This is a genomic window from Marinomonas pollencensis, assembly GCF_003387375.1.
In the GTDB taxonomy this organism is placed as follows: Bacteria; Pseudomonadota; Gammaproteobacteria; order Pseudomonadales; family Marinomonadaceae; genus Marinomonas; species Marinomonas pollencensis.
Window position 1 is genome coordinate 106,910 of record NZ_QUNG01000002.1, and the last position, 20,634, is coordinate 127,543.

Annotated in this window: 15 protein-coding genes; 13 read left to right on the top strand and 2 right to left on the bottom strand. The window is 45.4% G+C overall.

Going from position 1 to position 20,634, the window contains the following annotated elements:
- The first annotated feature begins 13 nt into the window (after positions 1-13).
- From DFP81_RS03425 to traN, 13 genes are all read left to right on the top strand, one after another.
- Positions 14-805: a type IV toxin-antitoxin system AbiEi family antitoxin gene (locus tag DFP81_RS03425; protein ID WP_115896677.1), complete on the top strand. Its 792-nt coding sequence runs from the start codon at positions 14-16 to the stop codon at positions 803-805.
- On the top strand, positions 798-1,736 hold the full coding sequence (locus tag DFP81_RS03430) for a nucleotidyl transferase AbiEii/AbiGii toxin family protein (protein ID WP_115896374.1): 939 nt from the start codon (positions 798-800) through the stop codon (positions 1,734-1,736). Before DFP81_RS03425 ends, DFP81_RS03430 begins: the two co-directional genes overlap by 8 nt.
- A gap of 463 nt (positions 1,737-2,199) precedes the next feature.
- Complete coding sequence (locus tag DFP81_RS03435) at positions 2,200-4,929, top strand: DEAD/DEAH box helicase family protein (protein WP_115896375.1); 2,730 nt, start codon at positions 2,200-2,202, stop codon at positions 4,927-4,929.
- Positions 4,926-6,035 (top strand): hypothetical protein, encoded by a 1,110-nt coding sequence (locus DFP81_RS03440; protein ID WP_115896376.1) that lies wholly within the window; start codon positions 4,926-4,928, stop codon positions 6,033-6,035. Before DFP81_RS03435 ends, DFP81_RS03440 begins: the two co-directional genes overlap by 4 nt.
- A gap of 12 nt (positions 6,036-6,047) precedes the next feature.
- A complete protein-coding gene (locus DFP81_RS03445) occupies positions 6,048-7,580 on the top strand; it encodes a phospholipase D-like domain-containing protein (RefSeq protein WP_115896377.1) in 1,533 nt (510 codons plus the stop codon).
- Positions 7,581-7,582: 2 nt separating this feature from the next.
- A complete protein-coding gene (locus DFP81_RS03450; RefSeq protein WP_115896378.1) occupies positions 7,583-9,028 on the top strand; it encodes a sigma-54-dependent transcriptional regulator in 1,446 nt (481 codons plus the stop codon).
- Between the two features lie 144 nt (positions 9,029-9,172).
- Positions 9,173-9,865 carry a DsbC family protein gene (locus DFP81_RS03455; RefSeq protein WP_115896379.1) on the top strand — a complete coding sequence of 231 codons (693 nt, stop codon included), beginning with the start codon at positions 9,173-9,175 and terminating at the stop codon, positions 9,863-9,865.
- Positions 9,865-12,264, top strand: coding sequence for a type IV secretion system protein TraC (traC, locus tag DFP81_RS03460; protein WP_115896380.1), 2,400 nt, complete (start codon positions 9,865-9,867; stop codon positions 12,262-12,264). The genes DFP81_RS03455 and traC overlap by 1 nt, the downstream gene beginning before the upstream one ends.
- On the top strand, positions 12,257-12,604 hold the full coding sequence (locus DFP81_RS03465; RefSeq protein WP_115896381.1) for a plasmid-related protein: 348 nt from the start codon (positions 12,257-12,259) through the stop codon (positions 12,602-12,604). The genes traC and DFP81_RS03465 overlap by 8 nt, the downstream gene beginning before the upstream one ends.
- Positions 12,588-13,100, top strand: a complete 513-nt coding sequence (locus tag DFP81_RS03470) for a S26 family signal peptidase (protein ID WP_181903031.1) — start codon at positions 12,588-12,590, stop codon at positions 13,098-13,100. Before DFP81_RS03465 ends, DFP81_RS03470 begins: the two co-directional genes overlap by 17 nt.
- A 7-nt stretch (positions 13,101-13,107) precedes the next feature.
- On the top strand, positions 13,108-14,235 hold the full coding sequence (locus DFP81_RS03475; protein ID WP_245959074.1) for a TrbC family F-type conjugative pilus assembly protein: 1,128 nt from the start codon (positions 13,108-13,110) through the stop codon (positions 14,233-14,235).
- Entirely contained in the window at positions 14,219-15,247 is a 1,029-nt protein-coding gene (locus DFP81_RS03480; protein WP_024008827.1) for a TraU family protein, read from the top strand. Before DFP81_RS03475 ends, DFP81_RS03480 begins: the two co-directional genes overlap by 17 nt.
- 2 nt (positions 15,248-15,249) lie before the next feature.
- Positions 15,250-18,942, top strand: coding sequence for a conjugal transfer protein TraN (gene traN, locus DFP81_RS03485; protein WP_115896383.1), 3,693 nt, complete (start codon positions 15,250-15,252; stop codon positions 18,940-18,942).
- Positions 18,943-19,200: 258 nt separating this feature from the next.
- Here the strand turns inward: traN and DFP81_RS03490 are convergent, their stop codons facing one another.
- Together DFP81_RS03490 and DFP81_RS03495 are read right to left on the bottom strand one after the other, a co-directional pair.
- A complete protein-coding gene (locus DFP81_RS03490) occupies positions 19,201-19,884 on the bottom strand; it encodes a haloacid dehalogenase type II (RefSeq protein ID WP_059021362.1) in 684 nt (227 codons plus the stop codon).
- A 61-nt stretch (positions 19,885-19,945) separates the two neighbouring features.
- Positions 19,946-20,533, bottom strand: coding sequence for a TetR/AcrR family transcriptional regulator (locus DFP81_RS03495; protein ID WP_115896384.1), 588 nt, complete (start codon positions 20,531-20,533; stop codon positions 19,946-19,948).
- Positions 20,534-20,634: the final 101 nt, after the last annotated feature.

The following is a 20,634-nucleotide window of genomic DNA, read 5'->3' on the forward strand; positions in this document are numbered from 1 at the left end:
TTTTGGTGTTAAAATGTCATCTAAGATAAACTGGCTTGTTGCTCATACTTCTCCTGGTGCGCTAGTACTTCAGCAATGGCTGACTGAAAACGGCGTGAGCTACTCGTTGGCTCAGAAGTACGCGCAGAACGGTTGGCTGAAGAAGCTTAGTTCTGGTGTGTACTATCGTCCAAATGCGCAGGGCGATATAAAGCCAGCTTGGGTTGATGCCATTCAAGCATTAGATGTGCAATTGGGCGTTTCAGTTCATTTGGCAGGATTGAGCAGCTTAACTCACCAAGGACTGAGTCACTATTTACAGCTGAACAAAGAGCAAGTTTGGATTTGCGTTAAAAACAAGTCGTCCTTACCAAAATGGTTTCGTGAATTCCCTTATCAGAATTGGTTTTACTGTGGAAACCATAAGCTTGAAGTGAATCCCGAGAAAGATTTGAAAAGGATCACGGTTAAAGAGAAAGAACTCACTGTCAGCTGCGCAGAACTTGCTGCCTATGAAGTGGTAGACGCGATTGGCAAGCTGATTTCTTTTGAGCATGTCGCAGAATTATTTCAGGGTTTAGTTAATCTTAGCCCTAGAAAAGTACAAAATATTCTTGAGCGAAGCAGCTCTGTCCAGGCAAACCGAATATTTCTATTTCTGGGTCGATACTACGATCACCAGTGGGTCAATCGCGTAGATGAAACGAGAATTAAATTGGGTGCAGGAAAGCGGCAGGTTGTCGAAAAAGGACGTTTTGATGAGCGATATCAAATCACAGTGCCAGAGATATTAAGCGTCAAAAAAGGTGAACAACATAATGGATAAAGATAGCCCATATTACAAACAGGTTTCCTTGCTCATAAGAATGCTTCCTGTGGTAGCAACAGAGACGGTTTTTGCACTTAAAGGTGGCACCGCCATTAATTTATTTGTGAGAGATTTTCCTCGGTTATCTGTAGATATTGATCTTGCTTATCTTCCACTTGAACCAAGAAATGAGGCTTTGGTTAATGTCAGGGCTGCATTGCAGCGCATTACAGACAGAATCAATACTCAACCAGATATCCGAGCGGCATTTCAGGATAATAAAGCTGATGAACTGAGAATAGTTGTATCAAGTCCGGTTGCGACAATCAAAATTGAAGTGTCGCCCGTCGCCAGAGGTACATTGCGTAGTGCAGAGATAATGCCAGTTCAAGAGTCTGTTGAAGACGAGTTTGGTTATGCTGAGATTCAGGTAGTCAGTCTTCCCGATCTGTATGGTGGGAAATTGTGTGCTGCAATGGATCGCCAACATCCTCGCGACTTATTTGATGTGCGTATGTTACTTGGTAGTGAAGGGATTTCGAGAGAAATTTTAGTGGGCTTTTTAACCTATACACTAAGTCATCCTCGGCCTATTAATGAAGTCATGTCGCCAAACTGGCAGCCTCTGAATGAGAAATTTCAGGCAGAATTTGACGGAATGACTTTTGAAAAAGTTGAATGCGAAGACTTAGCCTCTGTTAGGCCTATCATGTTAATTGAACTGCAAAAACATTTCACAGAAAGGGATCATGCCTTCCTCATGTCATTCAAAAGAGGGCAACCTGACTGGGCATTGTTTGATTATCCTAATGCAGCAGACTTGCCAGCGATTCGTTGGAAGTTGCAGAACATTAAAAAATTGGAAAAGAATAAAGCAAAACATCAAGAGCAATTAGATAAATTGAAGCAAGTGCTTGATGATTGGCTTGTTAACGCAAACGCTGAGTAATTCGTTTATAACAAACATCAACGAGCTATAAGCCCCCTAGTTAGATTGCGATTTCTTCAATCTATCTAACCGAGTCCACATGGGTGTAAAAAACGGACCAGAACACCAGCAATCAGCGCAGTTTTACTGGGCACCTGATAACAACAAAAACGCCCAAGCGGCCAGATATCTGACGGTTTGGGCGTCATCCCACCCCGTACCCGTCTATCATGACGGCGTTTCAGTTAGAAGTAGCCAAAGTAAAGTAGTTTGGGTTCTTTTCATCGTCTTGGCTAAGAGAGTTATGTGATGTACAAGATGGTACTTATAGGTTATAAATTTACCTAAAGAGTGTGAAAAATACCTTTCTGTAAAAACCTTTATTTTTTCGGTGGTGCGCAATTAATAGGGCCTTTTAGTCGAAGGTTGTTGGCACGATGCTTGATATTTAGGAAGAACAACTTATTCGATAAAAGGACGAAACATGGCGTTATTAAGATACGCAAACTTAGGAATTCACAGGCCAGACATCCTGCTTAGTAAAGCAGTGAGTGGTCTTGGTGACTTTTATAAGTATTTAGACATCACTCGAAAATACCTAGAAAGTACGAAGGCTGTTAAAGCGATAGCTTGGGAAAAGCTGGACGATGCTCAAAGTGGAGTATGGATACAATTAGTTGAGCCTGCTGATAACTGCGGTGATTTCGAAAAGAACTTGAAGCTCTTTTTAGATGAAAGTACCGACACGGTATACGAAGCAAGCCCCGCTAGATGGAAAGCCGTAGGTAGTGCCGCTAGAGAATGCCCAAATTGTAGAAGTCACGGTAAACCTAAAATGGCTTATGCCACTGAGGAGCACGCGGACGAAATTGCGAGTGAATTAGGTAATGGGTTGTCGTCGTATGAGTGTCCAGACGGTTATGGTTGGCATTTGACTGGGAAATCGCAAGGCAACGTGGGATTCAACAAATCCAACGAAATTTCAGTTCTGGACAGAAATGTAGAAAATGACAGCTTGTTATTGGATCGTTTACCTAACCACGACTATTTGGTTATTCGTCCAAACACATACCAGTTAAAATGTCAGATAAATGCATTACAAAGCTTACAAGACACCCCTTCTATTCACCATCTTCCACTATTGAGGCTATTTGAAGGTAAGGATCATGCTAAGTGGCCGAATGTTCCTTATGATGAGCACTTATTTAACGATGACTATTACGTTCTTAGCGATGGTGCAAGAGAGGGAACATCTCAGCAGCGTGAGTTTGTAAATATAGCACTCAATACACCAGACTTTGCCTTCCTTGAGGGCCCCCCTGGGTCTGGCAAAACTACAGCCATTTGCGAGCTGATTCTTCAATTCATAAAGCGAGGTAAGCGCATCTTACTTTGCGCATCAACACACGTTGCAGTTGATAATGTTCTTGAACGAATGATGTCTGAGGAAAGTATTTATCGCGACATGGTGTTACCTGTGCGGATTGGAGATAAATCAAGCGTTTCTCAAAAGGCAAAGCCATGGCAATTGGAAGAGTTTGTTAAAACTGAACGCACAAGATTGCTAAAACATCTTCAGCAACAACCACACCTTTCAGTTAGTCAGAAGTTACTTAAAAGTAAGGTCGGTGAAGGTAGGCATATTGTTGAACGTCTTGTTCTTGAAGCGGCGAATTTAGTTTGCGGGACAACTATTGGTTTGCTTCAGCATCCTGATATCAAAAATAAACAATCAACATCGCCAATCTTCGATGTGATGATTATTGATGAAGCATCAAAAACAACGTTTCAAGAGTTTTTGGTGCCAGCGGTACTTGCCAAGCGTTGGATCATGGTGGGAGACCCAAAACAGCTTTCACCTTATGTTGATGATGAAGCTACCGAAGTAAATTTGCAGCCATGTTTACAGGATAGTTATCAGCGAGAAGCATGCGCAGATGTTTTCTCTGCTCGACAAAGCAATATTCAGAAACGAGAAGTATCCTTGGTTTGCACTGACGATGAAAAGACAATTGAATTTTATCATCAGCAAGCAAAGGCCAAAAATGTATTGGTTGCATCATCTAAAGGACCGAAGACAGATCTCCCTTACGCATCAGTAGTCCTTGGTTCGTCAGCGTTCATTGCTCAGAATGCTAATCACCTTCCCCTAGATTTGACGACCATAAGGGGGCTGCCTGCGTTACCGAAAAAGTTAGAAATGCGACTTGCAGCGCATTCGAGGTTAACTCGTACAAAAATCAAGGCCGAGTCCGATAGCTGGGAATCTCAGTTAGCGTGGCGACTGGCTCGTATGTACGAACAGCGACTAAATACAGAAACTAACGGAAGTTCTAAAACTGCTAACAAGTTAGAGGAAGATATCAAAGCACTACTACCATTTGACTCAGAAAAAGATACGTTCACTGCAATAGACAGGGTACGTAGGATAGCACTGCCTTCTATTCTTGAATCACTGCAAGTTGGATTTGAACGAACAGAGTATCAGAAACAAGGCACCGCTTTGTCTGATGGACTTCCAGGCAGTGTTTTAAATCAACGACAAATACGGCTTAGCTATCAGCACAGGATGCATCCAGACATTGCCGAATTTCCCCGAGTACATATATACCGTGAAAAAGCACTGCAAAGCCCTGATGGCCAGGCTGAAAAGCGGGATTGGGATTACCGAAACGGCTCACATCGTTGTATATGGCACGATGTTAAAGGTCGAAAAGGCAAAGAAGGTGAAATCACCGCTGAAGTAGAAGAAATATTAAAAGAATTAAGTCGCTTTGATTCTTGGGCAAAATCAAACCCATATGTTGAGAAAAACCAACAAAAGCCTTGGGAAGTTGCTGTTTTGGCTTTCTATCGGGTGCAAGAGCGAGCTATACGTCGAGCTTTACGAAAGTGGACGGGAAATCATCACGGAGTAAGGCATTTCTATCGAGGTGAAAAATCCTCACCGTATATTGATATTCAGATATGTACCGTAGACCGCTTTCAGGGACATGAGGCTGACTTTGTCATGCTTAGTTTCGCAAATAATCATCCCACGAGTTTTCTTGAAAGCCCAAATCGCTTGAATGTGGCAATTACGAGGGCCAAGCATCAGCTCATTGTGTACGGAAACCGCCCTGCAATGCAAAAGGCATCGGGTGTGTTAGGTGCTTTTGCAAGCAATTCATACTGGTCTACAACCATTGAGACTGAATCACAGGAGGCACTATGAGCCAGGACATCATACTAAAACGAGAAATTAAGACTGAAACTTGGCTCATACAGGGTGAGATCGCGCTGGCAGATAGCCGTCCAGAAATTAACTGCGTGCTGCAATTCCTTCACGACTATCCGAATGCTAGTTCTGCTGAGTGCTCCGAGCATTTATTTGGAGACAAAATCGGACGTCGTGTCGTTGCTGATAGGTTACTAAATATTTGTCGGTTATATGGGCTTGCTGAGTCTAGTCGAGACCAATACAGGCTCACTAAATCAGGACTGATTGCTCTTGAGAAAGATCAAATCCTAGTGCCAGAAGATGGATGTTGGAGCCTTTGCGTTTCTCATGAGCCTTTATTGCCTCATCCACTTCTTACAATTGATGCGCACACAGAGCCAAGTGCAGTTTCAGTCGGACTTGGTAAGAACAGAAACGAGCTAAATGAAAGAGCAAAGCGACTCGTTGAGATTCCACAGCTAGTCAAAGACGTTCGTGGCCTGAAGGTTGAACCAATAGGTGGTGGCTCGGAAGTCCGTGTGGACAAAATTGAACATAAAGGTGAGCGCATCTCATCTCAAGGAAAACCGTATTACATCGAATGGAATGTGACTGATGGTAATGTCGATGTTAAGTGCGGAAAGAGCCTTATTTTCTCACGTCGGGTTGAGCCAATCAGTCGTCTGCAAGTTTTGAAAGTACTTCTGCATAGTGAGGGCTTGCTTGAACAATGGGATGAGCAAACGGAAATCTTGTCAGTGGTTTTTGAAAATACAACTGAATCTGAGCGGATCAACATGAAGCGCTCGGTAAGAGTAAACAAACCATCTGTTCACAAGTTTGGCTCGTTTGATGCGATGAAGTTACACAATATATCAATATCAGCATTGACTGAATTGGATGCTAAAAAGTGGGCTGAATGGAGATTAGAGAAAAATATCAATATGTATGTCACCAATAGCAAGTATCAAGTTTGGAGAGAAAAAGCACTCGAACCTTTTAAAGGTTGGAATTTCACACTACCTGATAGGGCTGAGCTGGCAAATCAATTTTGGATTAAAGAAGACCAGCAAAATCAGCATACCTGGCATGTCATTGCAGCCCATGATTGGAACCTATAAGGAATAATAGTGATGAATCTAATTAAAAAGTTTACTAAGACTGAAACCAAGATTGTTGATCAATCTAATACCAAGTTACCCCCTGTGCTTTTACCTGTTTTAACTAAACAGGTATCTGATCCACAACCTATCAATAGTTCTTTATTCTGCAATGAGCTGCAATCAAGAGTTGTCGAATTAATCGATAAAGCTGAGCACTCGGTTATTCTTAGTACGTTTTTGCTTGCTGATGAGAATGTCGAGTCGGCGGTCTTAAAAGCTGCCAAGCGCAAAGTTCGTGTGTACATACTATTGGCATGTGAGACTCGTCTTGATGGCGATGTGCCTGATGATGACTTTGGTAAAAAGTGTCTTGTGCAGCATAAGGAAATGTTAAACAAATTGTCTGGATATGTTCACTTTGCATCTGCGCCGCATTTCCATGCAAAAGCTGTTGTCATAGACGCATTACATGAAACCGGTAATGCGAAAGGGTTGCTTTTAACGGCAAACCTTACAGAAGAAGCACTTAAACGAAATGAAGAGTTGGGTGTCTCGCTTTCACGCCATCAAATAGATGAGATCGTTAAAGTGTTCCGTTGGGCAATCTTCGAGAGTGCGCAGCACCATATGACAAGTCCTGGTGAATTCTCAGCATACAAGTCTCCGGGAAATGTCGGATATCCAAGAGAATTAACTGAAATACTGGTCACATCTAGTGAAGACGCTCGAATTAGGGAACACGCTTTAACGTTGATCAATAAAGCAGATAAAGAACTCATCATATCGAGTTTTGGGTGGCAAGAAGACCATCAGCTTGTAAAAGCAATATGTGAGCGTGCGAAATCGGGGATAAAAGTCACCGTTCTATCCCGCCAAAGACCCGCAGCCATGCCAGCGCTATTGGCTATGAAGCAGGCTGGTGCATCTGTGATGTGTTTTAAATGGCTGCATGCAAAAGCGATTATAGTGGATGGAATACATGGCATGGTGATGTCGGCCAATTTTCAAACATATGGTATGGATCAAGGCTTTGAATTAGGTGTGAAACTCACCGGTACTCAGGTAACAGAGCTGATGAACTGCTTCGATGTATTTTTAGCTAATACCCACAATGAACTGCACATAAATATGAGTCTAGGGATGATTTCTGGTGGTTTTGAAGCTTGGGAAAATAATACATTCAAGGGGTATTCAGTCAACGAGGTAGACATAGTTGAGTTATCGTCTATAAAAGCAGATTGTTTGTCTGATATGGATAAACAACCAAACATACCCAATGCAAACTGGCGGGGAAATACCTCGCACAGGATTGAGTATAAATGGCGCATAGAGCCGCCTGTTATCACTAACACAAGCTCAGAGTATTTCAGACCTTCAGCAGCTAAGGATGAAACTTCTAAAAAGCAGGATACAGGCTCGCTTAGAGAAAGTTATGAACCAAAGGTTGTTCGACTGACAAAAAAACAGCTAGCGATTATAGTTCGTCAACAATCTGAACTTTCCATGGCAAAAAGGCTAAAGCAAAGTGAATTGCCAAACGCCCGAATTGTGTTGGAGGCATAACTTTGGATATCAAAAACACGCTGCTTTGTTGGCACTCAAAAAGAGCTGGGGTTGAGGTATTAGATGAAGCGTTAAAGCGGCTTAAGAATCGTAAAGTTTATATTGGCAAAGTAATTGTGCTTACTCAGTCAGCTGGAGATAGCAGTCTGTACAAAGAGCATGAATTTGGCGATATACAGATTACCTTTCGAACTGTAGCTATCGAGAACCCAGCTGATCACAACGAAATTTATCACGCAATAGAATCTGAGATGATTCCAGAACTAAAGCTTGAACAGCATCTTCATATTAATGTATCGCCGGGAACTCCGGCGATGCATGCGGTTTGGTTGATTCTTCATGCTCGAGGGTATTTTCCACGGGAAACAATCCTCTGGTCATCACAATATAACCCTGATACCAAAAGAACTAGCATTGCCAAAGTTGATTTCAGTGTAAACACGTATCTGGCAGAGATCTCTGCTATTTCAAGTTCAGAGGGTGGTTACGCCCTTTACGATTTAGACCCTAAATCAAAAGCAAGGCAGGATGCATTACAAACGTTAAAGCAGTTCTCTTGCGTTCCCAAAGCTCCGTTACTTGTACTCGGTGAACGTGGTACTGGGAAAACGAGGTTAATTGAAACCGTTGTCGGTAAGGTGAAGCAAAAGCAGGTAGTTACGCTTGCATGTGGAGGGTTAGACTCTCAAGTAGTTGATAGCATGTTGTTTGGTCACGTAAAAGGTGCGTTCACTGGGGCGGAAAAGGATCGCAATGGGCTTTTGAAAGAAGCAAATGGAAAAGTATTGTTCTTGGATGAGATACAAGATTTACCCACTTCGGTTCAACGAAAGCTGGTTCGAGTGCTTCAAGATAACCATCACCGCTTTCGCCCTGTTGGAAGTGACACTGAGGAAGCATCTGACTTCGAGCTGGTTTGCGCGAGTAATAAATCACTTGAGCAATTGGCAACGATACTCGATGCTGATTTCTTTGATCGTGTAACCATGCTCACAATAACAATACCTCCACTTCGTTCATGCAGAGAAGATATTTTGTCTGATTGGCAAAGAATCTGGGATGAAGTTAATGTTAACCCCAATCTGCCTGCGGAAGCTCCTGTATCACATGAATTAATCCAGTTTTTTAACTCGGGATATTTATCTGGTAACTTACGTGACCTAAAAAAGCTGGCATACATGTCTTGTGCGTTTTTAAGTTCCCAAACTACAGAGTCGGCAATCTCTAGCTCATTAGCTTCGCTAGGCGAGCCTGTTATCAAGGAGGATAGCCCTGACACAAAGTTTGCATTTGGTGATTTATCCAAGACAACTAAGGATGAGTTAACGAAAGTGTTTCATAAGGAATTTGCAACAGCTGCCAAAAAGCAATTCGGTACATGGGTTAAAGCCGCAGAAGCATTGAAGGTGGATCAAAAAACTTTGCAAAAGTATATGAGAGACAATTAAGTTATTTTAGTGTGTGATTGTTTTCATTAAGGTTTGGTGTTGGGGCTGCTTAGCAAGACGACAAATTCTTCAATCTATCTAACCTAGTCCACATAGGACAACTGCATAGACTGGAGCCTCGATTTACATTAACGAGGACCTCTCATGCGAAAACTATCTCCGATCATTCTGGCCCTTGCACTGTCTCCTTTGGTTCAAGCTGAATCTGTCTCTGAAGTGTCGCCCGTTGGCAAAATTGACGGCATGGTTTCTTTACCTGTCACGGGTATGAAAGCGGTTGAAAGCAATGGCCGTATTGTTTTCATGTCAGACAGTGGCCGGTTCGTCATTGATGGCACGCTCTATGATGCCTGGTCTAAAAAACCGCTTAACAGTCTTGAAGAAATTCGTGAAGCGGGGAACACGCTGGATTTAAGTCGTCTTGGCTTAAAAATGGATGATTTGAACCCACTGACGCTGGGCGAAGGTAAAAAGAAGGTGGTGGTCTTTGTTGACCCACGATGCCCGCACTGCCATGAGCTTTTGAAACAAGCTTTACCGCTAACCAAAGAATACACCTTCCAAATACTCCCTGTGCCAGTGCTTGGTCCTGATTCAGAGCGTCAGGTTCGCCAGCTTGGCTGTGCGCGTGACAAGAAAGCGGCCACCGATGCATTGCTGAATGGCCGGATTGGTAACCTAGAACAGGATGATGCCTGCAACTTAGAACCAATGCAGCGTACTTTGGTGACGGCTCAAATCCTGGGCATTCAAGGTGTGCCTTTCATTGTCGCCAATGATGGTCGCATCAGCCGAGGTCGTCCTTATGACCTTTCTGCTTGGTTGGAGGGGCGTTAATGAAAGCCTCTTTGTATTCAGGGCAACGAGCTTCTGAGCTATTGCCTGTGTTGGCCTATTCCGACGATGAGCAACTGTTTTTCATGGAAGACCAAAGTGTTGGCTTTGGTTTTCTATGCGACCCCTTGCCCGGTGGTGATGAGTCTGTTGCAGACAGGGTTAATGTTCTACTCAACAACGACTGGCCAAAAGACACGTTGCTGCAATTTGGCCTGTACGCCTCGCCTGATATTCAAACCGACCTTCAGCGCATGATGGGCTTAAGGCATCGTCAATCCGATCCATTGCTCAGGGCGTCGATACGCAAACGTGCGGATTTTCTCGATGGGGGCACGGTTCAACCGATAGAAGAATCGACCCAGACTCAGGTACGCAACTTTCAACTGATCGTCACCTGCAAATTGCCTTTGGAAAGTCCTATACCAACGGAGCGAGAGTTGAGTCGAGCATCCGCGCTTCGGGCTTCTTTCTCGCAAGCGCTAGCGACAGTTGGTTTTCGCGTCACTGAGATGACTGACCGAAATTGGCTCGCGGCATTAAGTGCGCAGCTTAACTGGGGAAAAGATGCTTCTTGGCGCAATCCATCACCGATTCGAAGTGAGGCAGATAAACCACTTCGGGAGCAAGTGTTGGATTATGACCGGGCTATCAAAGTGGATAGCCAAGGTCTGATGCTGGGCGCTTACCGAGTCAAAACCCTATCGTTTAAGCGCCTGCCTGAGCGTATCTGGTTTGGTCATGCTGCAAGTTATGCTGGCGACATGATGACGGGTAGTCGCGGTTTACGTGGGAGCTTTTTATTTAATATTACCATTCACTTTCCCCAAGCCGAGACAATTCGTTCACGGTTAGAAACAAAACGACAATGGGCAGTCAATCAGGCCTATGGCCCTATGCTCAAGTTTGTGCCGGTACTTGCAGCCAAGAAAAAGGGGTTTGATGTTCTTTTTGAGGCCTTGCAAGAAGGTGATCGTCCTGTTCGGGCAAATATGACTTTGACGCTGTTTTCACCAACTGAAGAAGCGTCTATCAGTTCTGTTTCAAATGCTCGAACCTATTTCAAAGAACTCGGATTTGAGTTGATGGAAGACAGGTACTTCTGCTTGCCCATTTTTCTTAATGCTTTGCCATTTGGTGCTGACCGCCAGGCGATGAACGACTTGTTTCGATTCAAGACCATGGCGACACGGCATGTGATCCCTCTGTTGCCTTTGTTTGCTGACTGGAAAGGCACTGGTACCCCAGTGATTAACTTCATTTCTCGTAACGGACAAATCATGAGTGTATCGCTTTATGACTCGGGCAGTAATTACAACTGTTGCATTGCGGCACAATCGGGTTCAGGTAAGTCATTTCTAGTGAACGAAATCATCTCCTCCTACCTATCAGAAGGCGGGCAATGCTGGGTTATTGACGTTGGCCGTTCTTATGAAAAGCTGTGTGAAGTTTATGACGGTGAGTTCTTACAGTTTGGGCGGGACAGTGGCATTTGCTTAAATCCGTTTGAAATCGTTGAGGATTATGACGAAGAAGCGGATGTAGTGGTTGGGTTATTGGCTGCAATGGCCGCACCTACACAATCATTAACTGATTTTCAGATGGCGAATCTAAAACGTCAGACACGTGAATTGTGGGAGATAAAAGGTCGTGAGATGTTGGTTGATGATGTGGCAGAGGCCTTGAAAAATCACGAAGACCGGCGGGTGCAAGACGTGGGCGAGCAGCTCTATCCATTTACGACACAGGGCGAATATGGACGCTTTTTTAATGGTCACAATAATATTCGCTTCAAAAATCGTTTCACTGTTCTGGAGTTAGAAGAATTAAAGGGACGTAAACACCTGCAACAAGTAGTGTTACTTCAACTTATCTACCAAATTCAACAAGAAATGTATTTAGGTGAGCGTGATCGGCGAAAAATAGTGTTTATTGATGAAGCCTGGGATCTGCTCACTCAAGGTGATGTGGGTAAGTTTATAGAAACTGGTTACCGTCGATTCCGAAAGTATGGCGGTAGCGCTGTAACAGTGACTCAGTCAGTCAACGATTTGTACGACAGCCCAACGGGTAAAGCCATCGCTGAAAACTCAGCCAATATGTACCTGCTTGGGCAAAAAGCCGAAACCATTAACGCGCTCAAAAAAGAAGGCCGCTTGCCATTAGGAGAAGGCGGTTATGAGTACATGAAAACGGTTCATACCGTCACTGGTGTCTATTCCGAAATTTTCTTTATTACCGAAATGGGTACCGGGATTGGTCGCCTCATCGTCGATCCTTTTCATAAACTGTTGTACTCGTCCCGTGCAGAAGATGTAAACGCGATTAAGCAGTTAACGCGCAAAGGCCTTTCTGTTGCTGATGCCATCTCTCAGTTGTTGAAGGAGCGAGGCTATGAATAAGTCCACGCTTTGGCCATTTATGGCCTCTATTACTTTGTCTATTGCTGGTAGCGGTTTAATGACAAGCTGGCTCTTAATGAAAACACTCGACCCCATCCACAACCAGTTGGCGTTAAGTACGCCTATTGCGGTCGTGGATTTTGGGGAGGCGGTGTTGTCACTGGGCCCCAATGCCAGCGAACAAGACATCGAATCCAGGTTGCTTCAGACCAATCAGCAAATTGAAAAGCTAAAAGCAGCCGGTTATATCGTGCTGGATGCCCAAGCGGTAGTTGGTGCTGATGATTCCGTATTTGTACCAGTAGGCTCAAAGGAGGTGTCTCATGCAGATACTCCGTAAAAGAATGCCTTGGCGGCCATATCTCATACGGTTGACCATTCTTGCGTTAATCATGGCCTTGGTAGGCACCTACACCATGATGCGCTACCGAATAGGTATTGATACCCAGCAAGAGCGTTGCCTGCCTGATACCACGGTGTATCTGATTGACTTATGGAATAAAGAACCCGTTAAGGATGGTTTGTATGCCTTCCACTCAAAAGGACTCGCTCCGTTATATAACGATGGTACTCGTATGCTGAAGCGTCTAACAGGGATGCCTGGGGATGAAGTCAATGTGACTCCTGAGTATGTGCTGGTGAACGGTACTGAAGTCTCAACCGGCATGGCATTAGCCCAGCGTCTTGGTGTGGCGGAATTACAATTTAGCCGCTCATTGACGCTACAAGAAAACGAGTATTGGTTTTCCGGTGAGGCAGCAACGAGTTTCGATTCCCGTTATTGGAATGCCGTTAAGCGCGAGCAGATTGTCGGTCGCGCTTTGCCGCTTTGGTAGGAGATGGATGATGAGAAGACTATGCCTCTTATTTTTGTTGGTTGCGCCATTGGCTTGGGTTCAAGTGTCCTGGACACAAGAGCCTTATCCGTTGTCTGACGAGGACAAAAAGATCGTCGAAATGAGCCGCAACATTTTACAAAGTGCTGCGGATGGTTCATCTGAATTTATCGAGCCTTTTGCACCGGTTGAACAACCTGCGTCGTTCAAACACAGCGATGAATGGTTGATATTTGCGTCGTCCTCATTGGGGGATTCGTCACTGCAACAGCTCTTTAAAGAGGCCAGTGCTTCCGGCGCTATTGTGTTATTTCGGGGCATTCCTGAAGGCAAGACCTTGGGGGCGGCTATCCGTGATTGGCATGCGCTGATGAAAGGGCTTGATCCCGTTCCTCAGGTTCGAATCGATCCGAAAGCTTTTGTGCACTGGCGGGTGGCTAGCGTGCCTGCCATTTTCCACATAGAAGATGACAAGGTGACTGGAAGTGCACTAGGGATCTACAGCAAGGACTGGTTGCAGCGCCAAATTGAAACTGGCAATACAGGTTCATTGGGTCAACGCGGTCCGATTCACTCCATTTTAGAACCGGATTTGATGCAAGTTGCGATGCAGCGTTTACAGTCGATTGACTTGGGCGCGTTAAAGAAAAAAGCCATTGAGCGTTTCTGGTCTCGCCAAACATTTACTGACTTACCCAAAGCCACGCAGTATCGGACAAGAATGGTTGATCCAACCATCGTCATGCAGCGGCCACTATTGGATGCCAATGGTCGAACATTGATCCCAACAGGAACGCATATTAACCCGCTAAAAGTCTTACCATTTACTCAACAACTTGTAGTGTTTAATGCGTCGAACGCTGAAGAAGTGAACGCAGTTGCGCATTGGCTTGAGAAGCAAGATAGGACACTGCGCCGCATTACGCTTATCACCACGGAACTTGACCGTACTCAAGGTTGGAATAGCCTCAATGCGATAGAAAAGACATTGGACAGTCCGGTTTATCTTCTCAATGCCTCGCTAAAGCAGCGCTTTGATTTGCAAGTCACCCCATCGTTTGTTCAAGCAAAGGGGCTCGCGTTTGAAATAGAAGAAATTCCAGCAAAGGAGCTTGTTCATGAAAAAGCTCAATAATACGTATCGTCTGTTGCGGACTCTCGTTGTCATGTTTGTCCTGGGCGCATCTATTTCTGCTAAAGCCGAACTGACCTGCCCAGACGCGGGTTTATTGTCCGGTAAGTTGCTGACGGATGTTTGCTGGTCATGCATTTTTCCTATCCGGGTTGCCGGTCTTCCACTTGGCTCTGGCAGTGTCCCAAGCGGCGCATCAAACAAGTCGTTTTGCTTATGTGAAGACAACTTAGGTGTGCCAAGGCCAGGTATTGTTACCAGCATGTGGGAGCCAGCGCGTCTGATTGAACTGGTCAGAACGCCGGGTTGTTCGCCTTCCCTGGGAGGGATTCGTTTACCGTTAGGTGATAGACGACTGCAAGGTGGTCATGGCGAGGGTGAATACGACACCGGTGATCTCGCTTTCTACCATTACCATTATTACGCCTTTCCGCTTTTGGTCATGCTCGATTTGTTCATGGATGGCAATTGCAATGCCGATGGTTACATGGACTTTGACTTGATGTATTTGTCCGAATTGGACCCAACATGGCTGAACGATGAACTGGCCTTTTTTACTCAGCCTGAAGCTGCTGCCGTTGCCAATCCATTGGCTATTTCGGCTTGTACCGCTGACGCTGCTTCATCAACGCTTGGTAAACCCATCGACCAGTTGTTTTGGTGTGCTGGCAGTTGGGGGCATCTCTACCCGTTATCTGGCCACACCTTAGCCTTTGGCTCATTAGCAGAAAACACCAGCCATTTAGCGGCGCGTGCAATCGCGGCTCAACACAGGCGTGGTCTTGCAAGGCGAACAATGGGGAACAGTGCGCTATGCCGACCTGTTATCGAACCCATGCTACCGAAATCCCAATACAAGATGAGTATGTTCTTCCCTGTACCAGAAACTGAAAGTGCGCATGTCATCGGTGAAAGCACCATGAAATGGGGAGAGTGGCGAACGATCCCCGGTGCCGGTGAAGATGCGCTCTACATTTTGTGGCGCTGGCAAGACTGCTGTAACTCGGGAGGTTAACCATGAAACCAACACTTTTTACCCGAGTTTTAGCGGGTGTTTTATCAATCACTATGGCGTGCTTGCCCTTACATGGTGTGGCCGCTGATGTGCAGCGCCAATCCGGCTTAAGCGGACAACAAGAAGGTAAGCAATTGCTGCAAAACTGGGCGATGCCCGCACTCAATGGCAATACGTTGTCGGTGCCGAATGGCAGTGGTAATGAGACGATTAACTTGCAAGAGCTTTTCCCTGGTATGGATCAGGGCTCATTGGATGTCTTAACGGGCGTTTATGGCTCTGATGCCAGTATGAATCAATTGGGGACGCAGCGCCAAGAGAGCATGGCATCCGAAAATGGCGCTACGGGTGAGGCGTTTCGCTCGCTCCAGCAAATCAAAGACAGGTCTCGGCCAGATATGGTCAATGATCCGCTTTGGGCATTAACCGATGCGGTTCAAACTGACCCAAATCTATTAACGCAAAGCTTCCCAGGCTGTGAGTCTCAAGGTGAAGGCAGCCCAAACTACCAGCAATGTGACAGGCTCAATACAGCGGTTAACAGCTGCACTATCACTCACGATTACACGGCAGGCATTATTGAGCATGTTTCAGGACCGATGAACCTTCGCTCTTGTGGTGAGGGGTGTCTTGAAGTTTGGATAGGACGAATTGGCGACAACTACTGGAGTGGTCGTTGTAAAGTGTTCGAACAGGCCATCACACTCAAAGTCGTCAACCCCGATGCGATTACCTCAGCCGTTCTTGAGTACGCAAAATGGGATGACTACATGCAAGTGTGGCTTGGCGATCAGAAAGTCTGGTCTGGGCCGAACAATAACTTTCCACCAGAAACGGCAGGTCGCTGCGAGCTTAGTACCAGTTGGGAACGCAATCCTAATACTGACCTCACCGCCAAGCTAAAAGCGGTAGAGCCCGGTTTAGAAGTGCCAGTCAAAATTCGCGTATCGGTAACGGGTAGTGGTGAGGGCTATGCACGCATCAAGGTGCGCTTTGATCCAACCAAGGTGGTGATGAATGATAGTTGGTCACCACAGTCCTGTATCGAACAAGCAGCGGATATCCCGACGAAGTTTTCAGACTACAGCATTCAATGCACGGATCAGCCGTCTTCAACCAACGGATGTACGGTGGTCAATGGTGTTTCAGTTTGTGAATCCTACTTTGCCCCAAGCCCAGTGGCTGGCATATCGCCTTTGTGTCGGCGTGTACAAGTCAGTGTGGATGATGAAAGCTATAAGGGGATTGAAAATCAGGCCTGCCAAGTGCTTGAAGCGAATCCTTCCTGTGGATTCATATCGTCAGAATGTGCCGAGACCAATGATAAAGGTGGATGCATTCGTTTTATCGATACCTATGACTGTGGATTGCAAACCAGCGATCCAAAGTGTGTGGTATCCAACCTTATGCCAAGTAGTTTTGAGGCCTGTGAGCCTACTCAGACGATTACGCCATTTACTGAAACCAAGCATGTACCGGATTACCAGGTGTGCGAGAAGATCAGCACGCTTACTCAGTGTCAGTTAGAGCGACGTGTATCTGCTGAAACCCATCAACAAAGCTGGTCCATTGAGCGTGGTTGCTTTAGCTCTGAAACCATCAGTTTTGTTCCACAGCACAGCAGTACTATGCAAACTGGAAACGCGACGCTGAGAGTTTTTGATAATCAAAATACTGAGATAAAAATCACCGAGTCGCCAACTAAGGCAAATGGTTGGAAAACGACACTCTCATTGACGGGCAACAAGGAGACGGTGACTGAGACGAAGTCATCCATTAAATACCCTGAAATGACGTGTCCAAAAGGAACTTTGGTTGGTTCATTGTGTAAGGTCGTTAATGGGTCGATTATTTCGTGGCATGAACCTCAGGAAGTCACTCGTTCCAGATGTGAGTCTGGCTGGAACAAAGTCGATTTCGATACTTGCAGCCGAGAAGTTCAGAAGTGTTTGGCTCCTGCGAAACTGAGCGCTTCCTTGACCTTCTCCGGCAAGTTCTTAGAGCAAGACATTGTTCATCAATCAAGTGATCCGAGCATAGACCAATGCTTGATGCAAACGGATCAGTTTACTGCGGTGCAGTGGCAGTGTTTGGATACGGGCACAAAACGAATCGACGGGTTAACGGTTGGTAGTGGCGAGTTGGCCAATCTTGGGAGCCTTTATCCAGCGGTTGTTTCGTCTCCTGCTCATTTAACCAGTCGCGGCAGCTCTGATGGACTGGGACTCTCATGCTGGAGGGCAAGAGCAACCTACAATGCTTCGACTGCTCATCCAGAGTTCAACATGGGCAGCTCAGATAGCTGGGTAGATGCCAATGGTAATACACAAACCATCGTTAATAACGGACAAAACACGACCACCAATACGTGTGCCGCGCTAGAGCAAAACCCGGCCTGCCAGTATGTCAGAACCGAATGCACTGAAGGCGGGGCTGGTCATGAAGGCTTCTGCTATATCCAAAGTCTGGTGTATGACTGCGGACAAAGCGTTGAAGTGCAAAATGCACGAATGGAAACTCAATACAACTGTGAGGGGCCAGTTCGCTGTATGGGCACAGATTGTTTAGAGCCAGAGTCAATCAAGCAGGCTAACTTTGCAGAGGCCGCTGCGATGCTTAATGCGGCGCAGTTTATGACCAATGATATGTCATGCACAGGCGCTGATGGCCAAGATAACGTCGAGTGTACGGTCTTTAAAGGGAATGCTGGCCAGTGCAAAAAAGCCGTTGGCGGCATAGTAGATTGCTGTGAAAAGCCAAGTGGCGTGTCGTTATCGGATTACATCACGATGATAGTGGCGGTCAACAAGCTTGATACGGCAGTCATGGCCATGAATCCGTCGTCGGCAATCTATGGTTCGTGGAATACGCTCAGGGAACCGATCACTAGTACCTGGAGTGCGGTCAAAGAGCCCTTTGTGTCTGCATGGGACTCTCTTATGGGGGCTGGGCCATCAACGGCTGCTGGCGCGGGAGCGGAGCAAGCTGCGACTGGCTTCATGCAGGTGTTGACCAACAAAACGGCTGAGTGGGTAGGCTCTACCTTTGGTTCGGGGGCGCAATCGGCACTGTTTAGCAACGTTGGTGGCGCGGTTGGAGCCGATGGTGTCGTTTCGGGTGGTAACTTTGCGCTGGGTGGCGCTGCGGGCGCGGTTCTGAGTACGGTTATGACGGCCTACATGATTTATTCAGTCACCATGATCCTCATTCAGCTTATCTGGAAATGTGAGCAGAGTGAGTTTGAGATGAACGCTAAGCGGGTATTGAAGAGTTGCCACTATGTGGGCTCTTACTGCAAGTCTAAGTTCTTAGGTGCATGTGTTGAGAAACGGCAATCATATTGCTGCTTTACTTCGCCGCTTTCACGGATCATTCAAGAGCAAGTGCGTCCGCAATTGGGCCTTGGCTGGGGCAGTGCGAAATCTCCAAACTGTGAAGGATTGACCGCGAGTCAGTTAAACCAGGTGGATTGGAGCCAAGTCAATCTGGATGAATGGATAGGTATTTTATCGATAACTGGCAACCTACCTGAAATACCGTCACTGGATCTCGAAAGACTCACTGGCTCAGGAAGTACGCTAAACGTTGATGGAAACCGTCAAAGTGCCGCAGACAGAGCTATTGAAAGGCTAAACGGAATGGATGCTCAGAAACTGCGTCAGGAGGCTACGGAAGAAATTTCGGGAAATAAATGAGCGTTGTACCAGAGGTAGTTAGGGCTAAACTTTGGCTCAAACGGCTTTTCTTTAATATTCCAAATTGGTTGCTTTAATGCGGTTTTCCGCTATAAAGTAACCATTTTTGTACTTTGTGATTGCAGATCGAACATACTTCAGCTAACTCGGTTTTGCCCCATTATGAGTTTCAGGTACAGCAAGGCCCATAACTAAATCTAATGCTAAGTAACAAAAATTATCTGAATGTTAATAAATCCACTGGCTCTGCTACGTTCGCTAGGGCTGTCGATTTTCCTTTTCCATTATTTGTTGGGCAATCTCAATCATGCTGTTACTTACGATATCAGGCATCAAATAATATGAGTTATAGGGTGCACCAGAACGATTAATATAAGCCGCTTTTAAACCGGCACTAAGTGCACCGTGGGTATCCCAATCATGGGTTGCAACAAGTCGTGCTTGAGAGGGGGCAATTTGTAGTTGTTGCAGTGCAAATAGATAAGCAGATTTGGATGGTTTAAACGTGTTGGCCTGCTCAACCGAAATGGTGTCGTCAAAATAATCCTTTAATCCTGCGAAAGACAACTGCGAGTTGAGAAGTTTAGTCGAAGAGTTTGATAGCGCCACTAACCTAAAGCCAGACAGTTTTAGCATATCCATCGCCGGTTTAACATCTTCATGAGCAGGTAATGCCGCAAGCGTGCTCAAAATATCTTGGTAGCCTTCATCTGAAATGGATTTATCTAGGCGACCAGCAAGAGCCTTTAATGCCGTCAATGCAAGGCTTTTGAAATCACTATGGACCGTGGTAACTAGGCATACTGTTGATGAATGTAATAGCATAGAAAACCAAGTGGTCATATAGTCTTCGCTGCCAAAGTAATGATTAAACTTTGGCTTAAGCCGATTTAAGTCGAGTACGGTCTCATTGATATCGAATAAAATAGTTTGTACTGGCATAACATTTTCCTAGCAATTATGGAGTAGCTCTTAGTTACCTGACCTCAGTCGCTCAATGAATTTAGGTAAATGGGTAATGGGTGAAAGTATCGTCTATCTTGGCGTTGAGTAGCGCTTTATCATTGTTCAATTTAGCGAAGGTACGCAAGCCTGTTATTTGAATTTGCACGTGACTCGCTAAGTCTTCAGCGTCTTTTGTTTGATCAATTAGGCCTAGTGCTTGAGCTTCTTTAATCAACACCACGAATTCACGAGAAATTTCAGCAAGATGATCTTTAGTCACCTCAATTAAATCTTGATTCTCCGAGGTTAATTCCCCCATCGTTTTTGCTAGCATGCACACCCCGTTTGGAGCATCGGTTTGAGTATCGATAACCTGTGCTTTAACAAATGCCTTTATGGCGTTAACTGGCGTGTCGCATTCTTCTTTTAAAGCTTCTAATTGCGCAAGCCCCATATCGGTATAGTTGCGAAGTGTCTCTTTAAACAAGCCCTCTTTACTGCCAAAGGCTGAATAAATACTCCCCGGCCGCATATCGATCTCGTCTTGTAGATTGCGCATTGAGGTGGCATGAAAGCCTTTCTTCCAATAAAGGTTAGTGGCTTTGTTCACCACTTCTCGCCGATCAAATTTTGCTGTCTTTGCCATAGCTTTACTTAGTAATCAATTATATGAACAGTCGTTCAATTATAACTATGGAGGTTACGTAGGTAAAGAGAGTATGTTCAGTTCAATGACAGTACGGTTAA

Bases quoted from the DNA above. Each gene is read 5' to 3' on its own strand.
- DFP81_RS03425 (WP_115896677.1), top strand. From the start codon at position 14: ATGTCATCTAAGATAAACTGGCTTGTTGCTCATACTTCTCCTGGTGCG.
- DFP81_RS03430 (WP_115896374.1), top strand. From the start codon at position 798: ATGGATAAAGATAGCCCATATTACAAACAGGTTTCCTTGCTCATAAGA.
- DFP81_RS03435 (WP_115896375.1), top strand. From the start codon at position 2,200: ATGGCGTTATTAAGATACGCAAACTTAGGAATTCACAGGCCAGACATC.
- DFP81_RS03440 (WP_115896376.1), top strand. From the start codon at position 4,926: ATGAGCCAGGACATCATACTAAAACGAGAAATTAAGACTGAAACTTGG.
- DFP81_RS03445 (WP_115896377.1), top strand. From the start codon at position 6,048: ATGAATCTAATTAAAAAGTTTACTAAGACTGAAACCAAGATTGTTGAT.
- DFP81_RS03455 (WP_115896379.1), top strand. From the start codon at position 9,173: ATGCGAAAACTATCTCCGATCATTCTGGCCCTTGCACTGTCTCCTTTG.
- traC (WP_115896380.1), top strand. From the start codon at position 9,865: ATGAAAGCCTCTTTGTATTCAGGGCAACGAGCTTCTGAGCTATTGCCT.
- DFP81_RS03465 (WP_115896381.1), top strand. From the start codon at position 12,257: ATGAATAAGTCCACGCTTTGGCCATTTATGGCCTCTATTACTTTGTCT.
- DFP81_RS03470 (WP_181903031.1), top strand. From the start codon at position 12,588: ATGCAGATACTCCGTAAAAGAATGCCTTGGCGGCCATATCTCATACGG.
- DFP81_RS03475 (WP_245959074.1), top strand. From the start codon at position 13,108: ATGATGAGAAGACTATGCCTCTTATTTTTGTTGGTTGCGCCATTGGCT.
- DFP81_RS03480 (WP_024008827.1), top strand. From the start codon at position 14,219: ATGAAAAAGCTCAATAATACGTATCGTCTGTTGCGGACTCTCGTTGTC.
- traN (WP_115896383.1), top strand. From the start codon at position 15,250: ATGAAACCAACACTTTTTACCCGAGTTTTAGCGGGTGTTTTATCAATC.
- DFP81_RS03490 (WP_059021362.1), bottom strand. From the start codon at position 19,884: ATGCCAGTACAAACTATTTTATTCGATATCAATGAGACCGTACTCGAC.
- DFP81_RS03495 (WP_115896384.1), bottom strand. From the start codon at position 20,533: ATGGCAAAGACAGCAAAATTTGATCGGCGAGAAGTGGTGAACAAAGCC.